General features: G+C 69.5%; 14 protein-coding genes. 6 read left to right on the forward strand and 8 right to left on the reverse strand.

Annotation, left to right across the window (positions count from 1 at the left end; genetic code table 11):
* The 3 genes from atpD to PKD06_RS06970 all read left to right on the forward strand — a co-directional run.
* A partial coding sequence (gene atpD / locus PKD06_RS06960) for a F0F1 ATP synthase subunit beta (protein ID WP_324378959.1) occupies window positions 1-1012 on the forward strand: 1012 nt, incomplete at its 5' end.
* Window positions 1013-1122: 110 nt separating this feature from the next.
* Complete coding sequence (gene atpC, locus PKD06_RS06965) at window positions 1123-1524, forward strand: ATP synthase F1 subunit epsilon (protein WP_324378961.1); 402 nt, start codon at window positions 1123-1125, stop codon at window positions 1522-1524.
* Between the two features lie 28 nt (window positions 1525-1552).
* Window positions 1553-2068 carry a 2'-5' RNA ligase family protein gene (locus PKD06_RS06970; protein WP_324378963.1) on the forward strand — a complete coding sequence of 172 codons (516 nt, stop codon included), beginning with the start codon at window positions 1553-1555 and terminating at the stop codon, window positions 2066-2068.
* A 10-nt stretch (window positions 2069-2078) separates the two neighbouring features.
* Here the strand turns inward: PKD06_RS06970 and cobT are convergent, their stop codons facing one another.
* The 4 genes from cobT to PKD06_RS06990 form a co-directional block, all read right to left on the reverse strand.
* Window positions 2079-3974 carry a cobaltochelatase subunit CobT gene (gene cobT / locus PKD06_RS06975; RefSeq protein WP_324378965.1) on the reverse strand — a complete coding sequence of 632 codons (1896 nt, stop codon included), beginning with the start codon at window positions 3972-3974 and terminating at the stop codon, window positions 2079-2081.
* Window positions 3971-4699, reverse strand: a complete 729-nt coding sequence (locus PKD06_RS06980; protein WP_324378967.1) for a haloacid dehalogenase type II — start codon at window positions 4697-4699, stop codon at window positions 3971-3973. The genes cobT and PKD06_RS06980 overlap by 4 nt, the downstream gene beginning before the upstream one ends.
* Before the next feature lie 3 nt (window positions 4700-4702).
* Window positions 4703-5689 (reverse strand): cobaltochelatase subunit CobS, encoded by a 987-nt coding sequence (gene cobS, locus PKD06_RS06985; protein ID WP_324378969.1) that lies wholly within the window; start codon window positions 5687-5689, stop codon window positions 4703-4705.
* Window positions 5690-5833: 144 nt separating this feature from the next.
* Entirely contained in the window at window positions 5834-6454 is a 621-nt protein-coding gene (locus PKD06_RS06990; RefSeq protein WP_324378971.1) for a DnaJ domain-containing protein, read from the reverse strand.
* Between the two features lie 23 nt (window positions 6455-6477).
* Here PKD06_RS06990 and PKD06_RS06995 point away from each other — a divergent pair, with 23 nt between their 5' ends.
* A complete protein-coding gene (locus PKD06_RS06995) occupies window positions 6478-6798 on the forward strand; it encodes a BolA family protein (RefSeq protein ID WP_324378972.1) in 321 nt (106 codons plus the stop codon).
* A gap of 1 nt (window position 6799) precedes the next feature.
* Here PKD06_RS06995 and PKD06_RS07000 read toward each other — a convergent pair whose 3' ends face one another.
* The 3 genes from PKD06_RS07000 to PKD06_RS07010 all read right to left on the reverse strand — a co-directional run bounded on the left by PKD06_RS07000 (window position 6800) and on the right by PKD06_RS07010 (window position 10243).
* Window positions 6800-8002 carry an MFS transporter gene (locus PKD06_RS07000; protein WP_324378974.1) on the reverse strand — a complete coding sequence of 401 codons (1203 nt, stop codon included), beginning with the start codon at window positions 8000-8002 and terminating at the stop codon, window positions 6800-6802.
* 76 nt (window positions 8003-8078) lie between these two features.
* Entirely contained in the window at window positions 8079-9248 is a 1170-nt protein-coding gene (locus PKD06_RS07005) for an acetyl-CoA acetyltransferase (protein ID WP_324378977.1), read from the reverse strand.
* An 86-nt stretch (window positions 9249-9334) separates the two neighbouring features.
* On the reverse strand, window positions 9335-10243 hold the full coding sequence (locus tag PKD06_RS07010; RefSeq protein WP_324378978.1) for a DMT family transporter: 909 nt from the start codon (window positions 10241-10243) through the stop codon (window positions 9335-9337).
* Window positions 10244-10393: 150 nt separating this feature from the next.
* On the opposite strand from PKD06_RS07010, the gene PKD06_RS07015 reads away from it, so the two are divergent.
* Together PKD06_RS07015 and PKD06_RS07020 are read left to right on the forward strand one after the other, a co-directional pair.
* On the forward strand, window positions 10394-11764 hold the full coding sequence (locus PKD06_RS07015) for a D-alanyl-D-alanine carboxypeptidase family protein (protein WP_324378980.1): 1371 nt from the start codon (window positions 10394-10396) through the stop codon (window positions 11762-11764).
* 13 nt (window positions 11765-11777) lie between these two features.
* Complete coding sequence (locus PKD06_RS07020; RefSeq protein WP_324378982.1) at window positions 11778-12908, forward strand: GTP-binding protein; 1131 nt, start codon at window positions 11778-11780, stop codon at window positions 12906-12908.
* 6 nt (window positions 12909-12914) lie between these two features.
* Here PKD06_RS07020 and mutY read toward each other — a convergent pair whose 3' ends face one another.
* The gene (mutY, locus tag PKD06_RS07025) at window positions 12915-14060 is read right to left on the reverse strand and encodes an A/G-specific adenine glycosylase (RefSeq protein WP_324379043.1); all 1146 of its coding nucleotides are present in this window, start codon (window positions 14058-14060) and stop codon (window positions 12915-12917) included.
* Window positions 14061-14144 lie beyond the last annotated feature (84 nt).

Below are 14144 nucleotides of genomic sequence, written 5' to 3' on the forward strand. Positions count from 1 at the left end.
CGCCAAGGGCGGCAAGGTGGGCCTGTTCGGCGGCGCCGGCGTGGGCAAGACCGTGCTCATCATGGAGCTGATCAACAACGTGGCGAAGGCGCACGGCGGTTATTCCGTGTTCGCCGGCGTGGGTGAGCGCACCCGCGAGGGCAACGACCTCTATCACGAGATGATCGAGTCCAACGTGAACAAGGACCCGCACGAGAACAACGGCTCTGCCGCCGGTTCCAAGTGCGCGCTGGTTTACGGCCAGATGAACGAGCCGCCGGGCGCCCGCGCCCGCGTCGCGCTGACCGGCCTCACCGTCGCCGAGCACTTCCGTGACCAGGGCCAGGACGTGCTCTTCTTCGTCGACAACATCTTCCGCTTCACGCAGGCGGGCTCCGAGGTGTCGGCGCTTCTCGGTCGCATCCCCTCGGCGGTGGGCTACCAGCCGACCCTCGCGACGGACATGGGCGCCCTCCAGGAGCGCATCACCACCACCACCAAGGGCTCGATCACCTCGGTCCAGGCGATCTACGTGCCGGCGGACGACCTGACCGACCCGGCCCCGGCCACCTCCTTCGCCCATCTCGACGCGACAACGGTGCTGTCGCGCTCCATCGCCGAGAAGGGCATCTATCCGGCCGTGGACCCGCTCGACTCGACCTCGCGCATGCTCTCGCCGACCATCCTCGGCGAGGAGCATTACGACGTCGCCCGCCTGGTCCAGCAGACGCTCCAGCGCTACAAGTCGCTCCAGGACATCATCGCGATCCTCGGGATGGACGAGCTGTCCGAGGAGGACAAGCTGACCGTCGCCCGCGCCCGCAAGATCGAGCGCTTCCTCTCGCAGCCCTTCTTCGTGGCCGAGGTCTTCACCGGCTCGCCCGGCAAGCTCGTCGCCCTCGAGGACACGATCAAGGGCTTCAAGGGGCTGGTCGAGGGCAAGTACGACCATCTGCCGGAAGCGGCCTTCTACATGGTCGGCACGATCGAGGAAGCGGTCGAGAAGGCCCAGAAGCTCGCCGCCGAGGCGTGAGATAGAACCTGTCATCCCGGGCCTCGCGCGGCGAGGACCCGGGACCGTCAGCCAGTGAGATACGGTCCCGGCTTTCCGCTTCGCTGCGGCCGGGATGACGGAGTTCCAAGATGGCCACGCTTCATTTCGAGTTGGTCGCGCCCGAGCGCATTCTCTTTTCCGGCGATGTCGAGGCGGTGATGCTGCCGGGCACCGAGGGCGACATGACCGTCCTCCCCGGCCACGCGCCGGTCATGGCGATGCTCAAGACCGGCTTCGTGCAGATCACCGATCACAAGGACGAGGGCCATCGCGTCCTGATCCGGGGCGGATTTGCCGAGATCAACCAGGAGGCCGTCACGGTCCTGGCCGAGAACGCCACCCCCGTCGAAGAAGTGACCCCCGAGAGCATCGCCAAGGAAATCGAGCGGCTCGAGCTGCGGCGCGACGCGACCGAGGATTTCAAGGCGCAGGGGGATCTGTCCGCGGCCATCGCGCAGCTCCACGAGGCCCGCGAGGCGCTGAAGTTCTGATCCCGCACGCGGCCGAGGGCTCGGCCGCGTGACAGAGCCCGCGCGCCCTCTCGTCCTGACGGTAGCGCTCGACGGCGAGAGCTTCGCCCAGCTCGACGCCCTGCGGCGGCACCATTACCCGCCCGACCGGAACCATGTCCCGGCCCATCTGACGCTTTTCCATTCCCTGCCGGGAGATCGGCTCGCTGTGATCGAGGCCGATCTCGTCGCGATCTCCTCCCGGCAGCGGCCATTTCTCCTGGCGGCAACCGGCTACAAGCCGCTCGGCGAGGGTGTCGCGCTTTCCTTTTCCTCGTCGGAATTCCTCTCCCTGCGCCAGCGCCTGGCGCGCGAATGGCGCGACGACCTGACGATCCGGGATTCCTCCCGGATCGCCCCTCACGTCACGATCCAGAACAAGGTGACGCCGCGGGAGGCGAATGCACTCCTGCACGAATTGCGGACGGGCTTCCGAACCTTCACGGCGCGGGCCGAAGGGCTGCTGCTGTGGCGTTATCTCGGCGGCCCCTGGAAGCTGGTCCGCCGCTTCGGCTTCGCTGGCTGAGATCAGATCGTCAATTCAGCCGCCGCCGCGGCGCGTGCGAGGGAGCGGGAGTAGCCTTCTCGTCGAACAATTCGGCGAGCTTCTCGGTCATGGCCCCGCCCAGTTCCTCGGCATCGACGATCGTCACCGCGCGGCGGTAATAGCGCGTCACGTCATGCCCGATGCCGATCGCCAGCAGCTCGACGGGCGAGCGCGTCTCGATCTCCTCGATCACATGGCGCAGATGCCGCTCCAGGTAATTGCCCGGATTCACCGAGAGCGTCGAATCGTCGACCGGCGCGCCATCAGAGATGACCATCAGGATGCGGCGCTGCTCCGGGCGGGAGAGCAGGCGCTGATAGGCCCAGTCGAGAGCCTCGCCGTCGATATTCTCCTTCAGCAGCCCCTCGCGCATCATGAGGCCGAGATTGCGCCGCGCCCGGCGCCAGGGGGCGTCCGCGGATTTGTAGACGATGTGGCGCAGGTCATTGAGGCGGCCGGGATTGGCCGGCTTGCCCCCCTGGAGCCAGGTTTCGCGCGACTGGCCGCCTTTCCAGGCGCGCGTCGTGAAGCCGAGGATCTCGACCTTCACCCCGCAGCGCTCCAGCGTCCGCGCGAGGATGTCGGCGCAGGTCGCCGCGACCGTGATCGGGCGCCCGCGCATCGAGCCGGAATTGTCGAGGAGAAGGCTGACCACCGTATCGCGGAACTCGGTATCCTTTTCCTGCTTGAAGGACAGGGGCTGGTGCGGATCGAGGATGACGCGGGGCAGCCGCGCCGGATCGAGGATCCCCTCTTCCAGGTCGAAATTCCACGAGCGATTCTGCTGCGCGAGAAGCCGCCGCTGCAAGCGGTTCGCGAGCCGGCCGACGACGCCCTGGAGATGGGAAAGCTGCTTGTCGAGATAGCTGCGCAGCCGCGTCAGCTCCTCGGCGTCGCATAGCTCGTCCGCCTCGATCTCCTCGTCGAAACGAGTCGTATAGGCATGGTATTCGGGGCCGCGAGCCTCGTTGCCCTTCGAGGGCGGCGGGCGCCAGGCTTCGGACGCCTCCTCGGCATCGGCCTCGTCCATGTCCTCGGGCAGCTCGCCCGAAGGCGCGTCTGCCGATTCGGTCGCGCCCTCCTCCAGCTCGTCGGTGGCGTCGTCCTGGAGGTCGATCTCGGCGCGCTGGCCGTCCGCGCGCTCCTCGGCCTCGCCCTCGCTGCCTTCCTGCTGGTCGGAATCGTCGCCCTCGCCGTCGTCCTCCTGGTCGTCGCGGTCGCGGGCCGCGTCGTCGGACATGTCGAGCGAGGACAGGAGCCGGCGCACGTCCTGCGCGAAGGCGCGCTGGTCCTCGATGTCGGACAGGAGCCCGTCGAGATTGCGCCCCGCCTTCTCCTCGATGAAATCGCGCCACAGCTCGACGATCCGCGCCGCCGCCGCGGGGGGCTTGCGACCCGTCAGGCGCTGGCGGACCATGAGGGCCACGGCGTCCTCGAGCGGGGCGTCGGCCCGGTCGGTGATCTCCTCGTATTTGCCGCCCCGGTGATAGCGGTCCTCGATCATCGCCGTGAGGTTCTCGGCGACGCCCTCCATGCGGCGCGCGCCGATGGCCTCGACGCGCGCCTGCTCCACGGCATCGAAGATGGCGCGGGCCGCCTGGGCCTGGGGCGCGAAGCGGCGATGCACGGCGGCGTCGTGGCAGGCGAGGCGCAAAGCCATCGAATCGGCGTGGCCGCGCACGATCGCGACATCCTCCGCGCCGATCTTGCGGGGAGGCTCGGGCAGCCGCGCCCGTCCCGCCGTCAGGGCCGGCCGGTCGGTCGCATAGGTGACCTCCAGCTCCGGCCTCTGGGCGAGGGCGCGCAGACAGGCCGCGATCGAGCGCTTCAGCGGCTCGTTGGGGGCCTCCCGGCGCTCGCCGGGCTTGCGGTTCGAAATGGTCATGTGGCGAGCCGCAAGGCGAGATCGGTCAGGCTCGTGACCGCGATATCGACGGGAACGGCAGGCTCGGCCTCGCCCGTGCCGGGGCCGCTTTCGTCCGGCCGGGCGAGATGGGCCGTGCGCAGGCCGCAGGCCGCCGCGGCCGCGAGGTCGGAGGAATGGGCCGCGACCATCATGCAGCTTTCCGGCGGCAGGCCGAAGGCCTCCGCCGCGGCCTGATAGACGCCGGGCTTCGGCTTGTAGTCCCGCGCGATGTCGGCGCCGAGGATCGCGTCCCAGATGAAGCTGTTGCGGCGGGCGAGATCGACCATGAGGGCGATATTGCCGTTCGAGACCGGCGCGAGCCGGTATTTCCGGCGCAGCCGCGAGAGGCCGAACTCGACATCCGGCCAGGCGCCGAGGCGGTGCCAGAGGAGGTTCAGCGCGTCCAGCGTCTCGTCCGGGAGGTCCTCCAGCCCGAAACGCGGCAGGATGCGCAGGAGGTTCTCGCGGTGGAGGACATCGAGCCGCACATAGCCGCGCGCGCCCGTCCTGATTCCCTCCATGCCGCGCTGGTATTCCCCGCGCCAGGCATCGGCGAAGGCGAACGCGTCGATCTCGCGCCCGATGATCGCCGGGGCCTCCCGCGCGATCCCGCTCCGCCAGTCGACGAGCGTGCCGAAGACGTCGAAGAAGAGCGCGCTGACGGGCGGCGCGGCCTGCTTCTCCCCGGTCCCGGACCCGGCCATGGCTCAGCTCAGCGCGACGTTGACCGCGCTCTCGGGCAATTCCTTGCCGAAGGAGCGCTGATAGAACTCCGCCACGAGGGCGCGCTCCAGCTCGTCGCATTTGTTGAGGAAGGTGAGCCGGAAAGCGAAGCCCACATCGCCGAAGATCTCGGCATTCTCGGCCCAGGTGATCACCGTGCGCGGCGACATCACGGTCGAGAGATCGCCGTTGATGAAGGCGTTGCGGGTGAGGTCGGCGACGCGGACCATCTTGCTCGCGATCTCGCGCCCCTCGCGGTTGCGGTAGTGGTGCGCCTTGGACAGCACGATGCCGACCTCGACGTCGTGCGGCAGGTAGTTGAGCGTCGTGACGATGGACCAGCGGTCCATCTGCGCCTGGTTGATCTGCTGGGTGCCGTGATAGAGGCCCGACGTGTCGCCGAGGCCAACGGTGTTCGCGGTCGCGAAGAGCCGGAAGGCGGGATGCGGGCGGATGACCCGGCTCTGGTCGAGCAGCGTGAGGCGGCCCGAGGATTCGAGCACGCGCTGGATCACGAACATCACGTCGGGCCGGCCGGCATCGTATTCGTCGAAGACGAGCGCGACGTTGTGCTGGTAGGCCCAGGGCAGGATGCCGTCGCGGAACTCGGTGACCTGCTTGCCCTCCTTGAGGACGATCGCATCCTTGCCGACGAGGTCGATGCGCGAGACGTGGCTGTCCAGGTTGATGCGCACGCAGGGCCAGTTCAGCCGCGCGGCGACCTGCTCGATATGGGTCGACTTGCCGGTGCCGTGATAGCCGGTCACCATCACGCGGCGGTTGCGGGAGAAGCCGGCCAGGATCGCGAGAGTGGTGGGCGGATCGAAGATATAGTCCGGGTCGGTATCGGGGACATGGGAATCGGACTTCGAATAGGCCGGCACTTCGAGATCGGTGTCGATCCCGAAGAGCTGACGCACGGACACCTTCATGTCCGGGACGGCCGGAGGGGCGTCGGTGGTCGTCAACATTGAAAATGCCTCTTCGGCTGCGGGCGCGGCCGGGCTCTCGCGGCGCGACGAACGGGAATGCGGGACCGTCTTAGCGGCGCCCGCCGCCACGCGCAATTTCGCTGGACGAATACCTCTCCCCGCCGGCGGGGAGAAGCGGGCGTCTCAGCAATAGCCCGCGGCCTTGAGGGTGTCGTGGGCGCGGATGATCTCGCGCAGGCGGTCTTCCAGGGACCGGTCGCCGCCATGCGCGTCGGGATGGAAGCGCTTCACCAGCGCCTTGTATTGCGCCTTGATCGCGGCGGCATCGGCCGTCTCGTCGAGGCCGAGCGCCTCGAGCGCGCGCAGCACCGGCGCGGGGCGGCGCGGACGCTCGGGCTCCGCCGCGCGGCGCGCGTGGAAGGGTTGCGCCGAGCGCAGGACGCCGAGGGGGTCGAGATAGTCGAAATCGCTCGCGGGCGGCGGCGCGCCGTCCTTGCGCCGGCGCCCGCCCGCGGCGTTGCTGGCCATGCTCCAGGTCGGGCGATGGCCGATGGAGGCGTCCTTCTGGTAGGCCGCGACATCGTCCTCCGGCATGCCGGCGAAGTAGTTGTAGCTCTTGTTGTATTCGCGCACGTGGTCGAGGCAGAAGCGCCAGTACTCGCCCTCCCGCCCCCTCCCCTTCGGAGCGCGGTGCAGGCCCGCGGCCTCGCAGCCGGGATGCTCGCAAGCCGCCTCGGCCTTGCGCGGCTCCTCGCAGGAAGGCTTGATCCTGATGCGGTCGAAAAGGGGCGAATTGAGATCCATCTGGAGTCGATTATGGGTGTGCGATGGCGGATCGGGCAACCCCGTCGCCGCGACCAGCGAGCCCGAACGAGGTTGACGTGGCGTTAAGAGACTGGATCGACGAGGCTTTGCGGCGCGAACTCGCCGCCGAGCATGTCCAGGTCGAGGACGAATCCCACCGCCATGCGGGCCATGCCGGGTGGCGCGAGGGCGGAGAGACGCATTTCCGGGTGGATGTCGTGTCGGCCGCCTTCGCGGGCAAGAGCCGGGTCGAGCGCCACCGCCTCGTCAACCGGATCCTCGCGCCCGCCTTCGCGCGCGGCCTGCACGCCCTCGCCCTCAAGGCGCGCGCTCCCGGAGAATAGATCACTTGGCCGGGACAGGCTTCGGCTCGGCCCGCGAGCGCGCATAGGCGGCGAGCGTCGATCCCAGAGCGGCGCCGAAGAACAGGAACAGCCAGCCGAAGACCGTCCGCGCATCGTAGCCCTGCGCGTCGAGGGCATTCACGAGGCGACCCGACAGCCATTGCATGACGCCCGCCCCGCCCATGCTGATGAAATTCATGAAGGTCACGCCGCGGCCGATCTCCGCCGCCGACATGAAGGCGCGCGCATGCGCCATCACGACGGCATAGGTGACGCCGAACAGGCCGACGACGAGGAACAGGCCGATCGAGAGCCGGGCCGAATCCTGCCCCCACAGGGACAGCGCAAGGAAGGCCGATGCGGAGAACACGGCGCAGAGCATGACGGTCGCCTTCGAGCCGATCCGGGCATAGAGCGGCAGGACGAGGAGCGCCCCGCAGGCCATGAAGCCGCCCATGGCCATGGCCGCCCAGCTCGTCGCGGCGAGATCGAAGCCGTGCACCTTCTGGAGATAGGGGGCGATCCACAGGCCCCGCGTCGCGATCGTGGTGCCGTAGCTCACGAAGGCGAAGGGCAGGATCAGCCAAAGCGACCTCTTGGACACGATTTGCAGGATGCCGCCGAGAAGCGAGGCGTGCCGCCCGCCCGCGGGCGCCACCGGCGGCGGATCCCGCAGCAGGAGCGCCGTCAGGAGGGCCGTCAGCGCGACGATCCCGGCAAGCCCGAAGACGGTCTGGCGCCAGCCATAGGCCGTCAGGAAATAGGCGAGCGGGGCGCCGCTCAAGGGATCGCCGATCGAGCCGAAGCCGATCAGGAACGAGGACATGGTCGCGAAATGGCGGGGCGAATAGAGCCGCGCCGCCAGATAGAACCCCGACATCAGGATCGGCGCGCAGCCGATGCCGATCAGCGCCATGGAGAAGAGCGCGGCGCCGTAGCCCCGCGCGAGCCCGAGGATCACGGTCCCGGCGACTGCGACGAGCAGGAAGCCCGCCAGCGTCCGCCTCGGGCCGATCCGGTCGAGCGCGTAGCCGACCGGAAACTGCGCCAGCGCGAAGGCGATCAGCCAGGCGGCCTGCAAGCTGCCGAGCTGCCCCGGATCGAGCCCCAGGTCTCGCGTGAGGTCCCCGGAGATGACGGCGAGGAACGCGCGGAAGAACTGGCTCAGCCCATAGGCGAGCAGAAGGACGAGGAAGCTCGTCACGAGCGTTCCCCGCCCGGCTCGAATCGAGGACGCACCCCGCCTTCTCCCGAAACGCCCCCAGGAACCGAACGCGCGCCTACTTCACCCGCTCCAGGACGGAGACGTAGTTCGCGACCGCCGCGCCGCCCATGTTGAAGACGCCGCCGAGCTTCGCCCCCTCGACCTGGAAGCCGTCGGCGTCGCCGCAGAGCTGCATGGCGGACAACGCATGCATGGAGACGCCCGTCGCGCCGATCGGATGGCCCTTGGACTTGAGCCCGCCCGAGGCGTTCACGGGCAGCTTGCCGCCCTTCTGCGTCCAGCCCTCCTTGATGGCGCGTGCGCCCTGCCCTTCCGGCACGAGGCCCATCGCTTCGTATTCGAGCAGTTCGGCGATCGTGAAGCAGTCATGCGTCTCGACGAAAGAGAGGTCCGTCAGCGACAGGCCCGCATCGGCCAGCGCCTTCTTCCAGGTGACCGTGCAGCCCTCGAAGCGGAGGATGTCGCGCTTCGAAAGCGGCAGGAAATCCTGCGCATGGGCGCGGGAGCGGAAGGCGACGGCCCGGCGCATGTTCTGCGCGGTCTCGCCGTCGGCGATGACGAGGGCGGCGGCGCCGTCCGAGACGAGCGAGCAGTCGGTCCGCTTCAGGGGGCCGGCGACAAAGGGGTTCTTCGCCGATTCCTGCCGGCAGAACTCGTAGCCGAGATCCTTGCGCATCTGCGCATAGGGGTTGCCGACCCCGTTCTTGTGGTTCTTGGCCGCGATCATGGCAAGCGCGTCGGACTGGTCGCCGTGGCGCTGGAAATAGGATTGCGCGATCTGGCCGAAGACCCCCGCGAAGCCGCCCTCGATATGGCTCTCCTCGGCGAGATAGGACGCCTTGAGGAGGTTCTTGCCGATCTCGGCCGAGGGCGTGCGCGTCATCTGCTCGACGCCGACCACGAGGACGATCCGGGCCTCGCCCGCATCGACCGCCCGCACGCCCTGGTGGACGGCAGCCGAGCCCGTCGCGCAGGCATTCTCGACCCGCGTCGCGGGCTTGAAGCGCAGGCGGTCGTCGGCCTGGAGCACGAGGGAGGCAGTGAAATCCTGCGGCGAGAAGCCGGCGTTGAAATGGCCGAGCAGGATCTCGTCGACCTCCTCGGGGCCGATGCCGGCATGGTCGAGGGCTTCCCTGGTCACCCGGACGACGAGACTCTCGACGGTCTCGGCATCGTGCTTGCCGAAGGGGGTATGGGCCCAACCCACGATCGCCGGCTTGCTCATCGTCTCGTCTCCCTGTCGTTATCGATGCATATGCGCCCTTCGCGCACCCCGGACAAGGCGCGCGGCGGACGGGACTGGACTGCTTCTTAACGCGCCGAGGCGAGGAGGAACAGGACGCCGACGACGATCATCGCCATGCCGACGATCTCGCGGGAGGAGGTGCTCTGTTTCAGCAGCCGGCGCGAGACCGCCTGCGCCATCAGCACCTCGACGAGGGCGAGCGTGCGCACGTTCACGGCCGCGGTGAGCGCGAAGGCGATGAACCAGAATTGCGAGGCGGTGGCGCCGACGAAGCCCGCGGCGAGCGAGGACCGCCAATGGCGCAGCGACCCCATCAGCGCCGCCCGGTCGAACACGGCCATCCAGGCGAGCAGCATCACGGTCTGGAGCGCGAGCCCGCAGACGAGCGCGGTCGTCGCCCGGATGAGAAAGGAGCCCGACGCGAGCGACAGGATCGCGCCCCTGTAGCCGACCGCCGAGAAGGCGAAGAGGGCGCCGGCCGAGAGGCCGAGCACGATGGGCCGCATCCCGACGACCCGCGTCTCCCCACTCGCCTTCGGCGTCCAGGACACCAGCACGACCCCGGCCGTCGCCAGGAGGACCGCGCCGACGCCGAGCGCGGTGAGCCGGTCGCCGAGGAACAGGAAGCCGAAGACCGCGATCTGGATCGCCTCGGTCTTGATCAGCGCCGTCACGACCGAGAAGGAGCGCGCCTGCATGGCCGCGAGCATGAGGGCGGTCGCGAGGATCTGTGTGATCGCGCCGAGGCCGAGGAAGCCGGCGAAGCCCGCTCCCGGCGCGGGGACGGGCTCGCCCGTCGCAAGACGGACAAGGAGCAGGAACAGAACCGCGAAGGGAAAACCGTAGAGGAAGCGCACCTGGGTCGCGCCCGCGGTGCCGATCTTCGCGGTGAGCTGGCGCTGCATCGCGTTGCGCGCGACCTGCCCCGCCGCCCCCAGCAGGGTCGCGCCGACCCAGATTGATCCCATATCCATTTCGATCTTCGCCCGGCCGCCCCGCGCTGTGCCTTGCTGTCGCCATGGATGGGTGCGTATTGAAAGGGTCGTGAGTGCATGGCTGCTGCGCCCGCGGCGTCTCGCCTTGATTCCTCACTCGTTTCCCAGCCGCTTCGGAGCTGACCCGCAATGACAGCGAGGCCCAGAGCCCTTTTCGCGACCGTCCTGGCTCTCGCCGCGGCATCCTGCGGGATCGCCCGCGCGCAGACGCCGACGCTGGTCGTGGATGCGGGCTCCGGGCGCGTGCTCCAGGCCGAGAACGCGACCGATCCCTGGTATCCCGCCTCGATCACGAAGCTGATGACGACCTATGTCGCGCTCGACATGGTGCGGCGGGGACAGGTGAGAATGGATTCGCTCCTGACGATGTCGGAGCGCGCCGCCTCGATGCCGCCCTCCAAGCTCGGATTGCGGCCGGGCCTGACGCTGACCTTGGACAACGCGCTCAAGATCATCATGGTGAAGTCGGCCAACGACGTCGCCACCATGATCGGCGAGAATCTCGGCGGCTCGGTGGAAGGCTTCGCAGGCCTGATGAACCAGGCGTCCCGCCGGCTCGGGATGCGGGAGAGCCGCTGGTACAATCCGAGCGGCCTGCCCGATCCCCGCCAGCAGACCTCGGCGCGCGACATGGCGATCCTCGCCCGCGCGCTCCTTGGGGAGTTCCCCGAGCATCAGGATCTCTTCCATATCGGCGCCGTCCAGCTCGGCCGCGTCGTGATGAGGAACCATAACGGCCTGATCGGTCGCTATCCCGGCGCGGACGGCATGAAGACCGGCTTCATCTGTGCGGGCGGCTTCAACGTCGTCTCGACGGCGACGCGCGGCGGGCGCCGGCTGATCACCGTGCTGATGGGCTATCCCTCGGCGCGCGAGCGCGACCTCAAGGCCGCCGACCTCTTCGACGCCAATTTCAACTCCTCCGGCTGGGGGGCGCAGACGCTCGACAGCCTGCCCCTCTCCGCCCAGATGTCGCCGCGCGACATGCGGGCCTATGTCTGCGGCCCGAAGCGCCGCCAGCCTGCCGAGGAGGACGACGGCCAGGCTTCCGCCTTCAACGCCGAGAACCCGATCACGAGCCTCTTCTCCTCCGCGACCATGGGCAGCTCCTTCGGCGGCGTCAGCCCGAGCGGGCGGCGCACGCTCGGGCCCCGCGTGGCCTTCGCCCCGATCCCGGTCTGGATCGGCGCGCAGCCCGGCGGCAACGACGACCAGCTCATGGTGCGCGGCCGGGGCCGCGTCCGCGTGGCCCGCGAGCGCCGCGGACCGGCCGTCCGTGCGGCGAGCAAGGCCAGCGCCCCGACGCCTGCGGCCGTCGCCTTCACCTCGACCTCGACGCCACAGATCATGGCCGGCAAGAAGATTGATCCCGTAAAGAGCGCCAAGGGCGCGCCCAGGGCGGTCGCCGCCAAGGCCAAGCCGGCCGTCGCGGGCACCAATCCGGGCGCGAAGACCGCCGCGAAGCCGGTAGCCAAGAAGTCGGCCTCCGCCAAGGAGTGAGGCCGCCGATCCCATGGCCTCTTCCCGTCCCGCAGGCCCGCTCCCGCCGATCCCGCTCACCGTCCTGACCGGCTTCCTCGGAGCGGGGAAGACGACGCTCCTGAACCGGCTCCTGCGCGATCCGGCACTCGCCGACACGCTCGTCATCGTCAACGAGTTCGGCGAGGTCGGGATCGACCATCTCCTGGTCGAGAAGGCCGGGGACGACATGGTCCTCCTCTCGGCCGGCTGCCTCTGCTGCACGATCCGGGGGGATCTCGTCTCCACCCTGGAGGACCTGCTGCGCCGCCGTGACAACGGGCGGATCGTGCCCTTCCGGCGGGTGCTGATCGAGACCACGGGCCTCGCCGATCCCGCGCCCGTCCTCGCGGCGGTCCTTCATCATCCCTACCTGTCGCAGCGCTACGGGCTCGAAGGCGTGGTGACGGTGGTCGACGCCCTGCACGGGCTCGCGACCCTGGCGCGCCACGAGGAGGCGAGGCGGCAGGTTGCGGTGGCGGACCGCATCGTCCTCAGCAAGACCGATCTCGAGGGCGCCGAGCCCGCACCCGTCGAGGCCCGGCTGCGTCAGCTCAACCCGGGCGCCACGATCCTGCGGGCGGATCACGGCGACGTCCCCGCCGCCGCCCTGCTCTCCGGCGGCCTGTTCGGCCTCGACGGCAAGATCGGCGACGTCGCCGCCTGGCTACAGGCGGAGGCGATTTCGGACGATCACGCGCACCACGACCATCATGGGCACCATCATCACCACCACGACAGGAGCCGGCACGACGAGCATATCCGCTCTCTCGTCCTGACCGCCGAGGCGCCGGTCCGGGAGGCGTCGCTGGACCTGTTCCTGGACATGCTGCGCTCGACCTTCGGCCCGCGCATCCTGCGGCTCAAGGGCCTCGTCCGGCTCGCGCGGGACCCTTCCCGGCCCCTCGTCATCCAGGGCGTGCGGCACGTCCTCCACATCCCGACCCTGCTGCCGGCCTGGCCGGACAGCGATCGGCGCACCCGCATCGTCCTCATCCTCGAGGATGTCCCGCCCGAGGCGGTCACCCGGATGTGGTCGGCCTTCGCGGGACAGGCGGCGCTCGACACGCCGGACGGGACAGCCCTCGCCGACAATCCCCTCGCCCCGGCGACGCTGCGCAGTTGAGTTTCCTCAGCGGCTTTCCAGGGCCGCCGCCAGGACCTTGCGCATCACCGTGGGAAGGGCCTCGCCGGCGAGATCGCCGGGCGGCACCCAGCGCATGCCCTCGGGCGGCGCGGTGTCGGCGGCGACCTTGGCGACTTGGACGGCGAGCTCCAGCGGGAAATGCGTGAAGACGTGGCGGACGAAGCCGGGCAGCCGCCGCCAGCGCGCCTCGAGGGGCGCGTCGAGCATGGCCTTGGCGACATCGTAATCGGCCCGCCATTCGCTGGTTGGGACCTCGGCCATGCCGCCGAGAAGGCCCTTGGGCGGGCGGGTCCGCAGCAGCACGGCGCCGTCGCGGCGCAAGGCCACGAAGGCCGCGCCCCGCCTCAGCTCGCCCTCGCGCTTGGGCATCTTGCGCGGCAGCGTCTCCTGGAGCCCGGCCGCCCGCGCCCGGCACGGCTCCATCCACGGGCAGAGGGCGCAGGCGGGACGCCGCGGCGTGCAGATGGTCGCGCCGAGATCCATCAGCGCCTGCGCGAAATCGCCCGGCCGGTCCTCCGGCACGAGATCGAGGGTGCGCGCCTGGATCTCCGTCTTCGCGGCCGGAAGCGGCGTCTCGATCAGGTAGAGGCGAGAGACGACGCGCTCGACATTCCCGTCCACCGCCGCCGCCCGCCGGCCGAAGGCGATAGCGGCGATGGCGCCCGCCGTATAGGGGCCGATGCCGGGAAGAGCCCGCAATTCGGCCTCGGTCCCGGGAAAGCCGCCGCGCCCGGCGACGGCCTTGGCGCAGGCATGCAGGTTGCGGGCACGGGAATAATAGCCGAGCCCGGCCCAGGCCCCCATCACGACCTCGCCCGGCGCCTGCGCCAGGGCCTCGACGCTCGGGAACAGCTCCAGGAAGCGCATGTAGTAAGGGCGGACCGCGCCGACCGTCGTCTGCTGGAGCATGATCTCCGAGAGCCAGACCCGGTAGGGATCGGCCGACTCGCCCACCTTCGCCCTCCAGGGCAGGTCCCTGCGGTGGCGGTCGTACCAGGCGAGAAGCTCGCCGGCTCGGGGGGCGGGGGGCTCCGTTCTGCTCGGAGGACGGGACTGGGACAGGGCGCGACCGAATCGCTGACGAGAAGGATTGCCGCGTTTAGAGCACGCCGGGTTGCCGTGGAACCGCATCGTCATCGGGGCTCGCCTTCAGCGACTCGGAATCGACACCGGATACCTCCTGTCATTCCCGGCGGCCCGAAGGGCCGGGAAGGA

This window comes from Enterovirga sp., assembly GCF_035325185.1.
Classification (GTDB): Bacteria; Pseudomonadota; Alphaproteobacteria; order Rhizobiales; family Beijerinckiaceae; genus Enterovirga.

Bases quoted from the DNA above. Each gene is read 5' to 3' on its own strand.
- PKD06_RS07005 (WP_324378977.1), bottom strand. From the start codon at position 9,248: ATGAGCAAGCCGGCGATCGTGGGTTGGGCCCATACCCCCTTCGGCAAG.
- PKD06_RS06980 (WP_324378967.1), bottom strand. From the start codon at position 4,699: ATGGCCGGGTCCGGGACCGGGGAGAAGCAGGCCGCGCCGCCCGTCAGC.
- PKD06_RS07010 (WP_324378978.1), bottom strand. From the start codon at position 10,243: ATGGATATGGGATCAATCTGGGTCGGCGCGACCCTGCTGGGGGCGGCG.
- cobT (WP_324378965.1), bottom strand. From the start codon at position 3,974: ATGACCATTTCGAACCGCAAGCCCGGCGAGCGCCGGGAGGCCCCCAAC.
- PKD06_RS07020 (WP_324378982.1), top strand. From the start codon at position 11,778: ATGGCCTCTTCCCGTCCCGCAGGCCCGCTCCCGCCGATCCCGCTCACC.
- PKD06_RS07015 (WP_324378980.1), top strand. From the start codon at position 10,394: ATGACAGCGAGGCCCAGAGCCCTTTTCGCGACCGTCCTGGCTCTCGCC.
- PKD06_RS06995 (WP_324378972.1), top strand. From the start codon at position 6,478: ATGGCGGATCGGGCAACCCCGTCGCCGCGACCAGCGAGCCCGAACGAG.
- cobS (WP_324378969.1), bottom strand. From the start codon at position 5,689: ATGTTGACGACCACCGACGCCCCTCCGGCCGTCCCGGACATGAAGGTG.
- mutY (WP_324379043.1), bottom strand. From the start codon at position 14,060: ATGCGGTTCCACGGCAACCCGGCGTGCTCTAAACGCGGCAATCCTTCT.
- atpC (WP_324378961.1), top strand. From the start codon at position 1,123: ATGGCCACGCTTCATTTCGAGTTGGTCGCGCCCGAGCGCATTCTCTTT.
- PKD06_RS06990 (WP_324378971.1), bottom strand. From the start codon at position 6,454: ATGGATCTCAATTCGCCCCTTTTCGACCGCATCAGGATCAAGCCTTCC.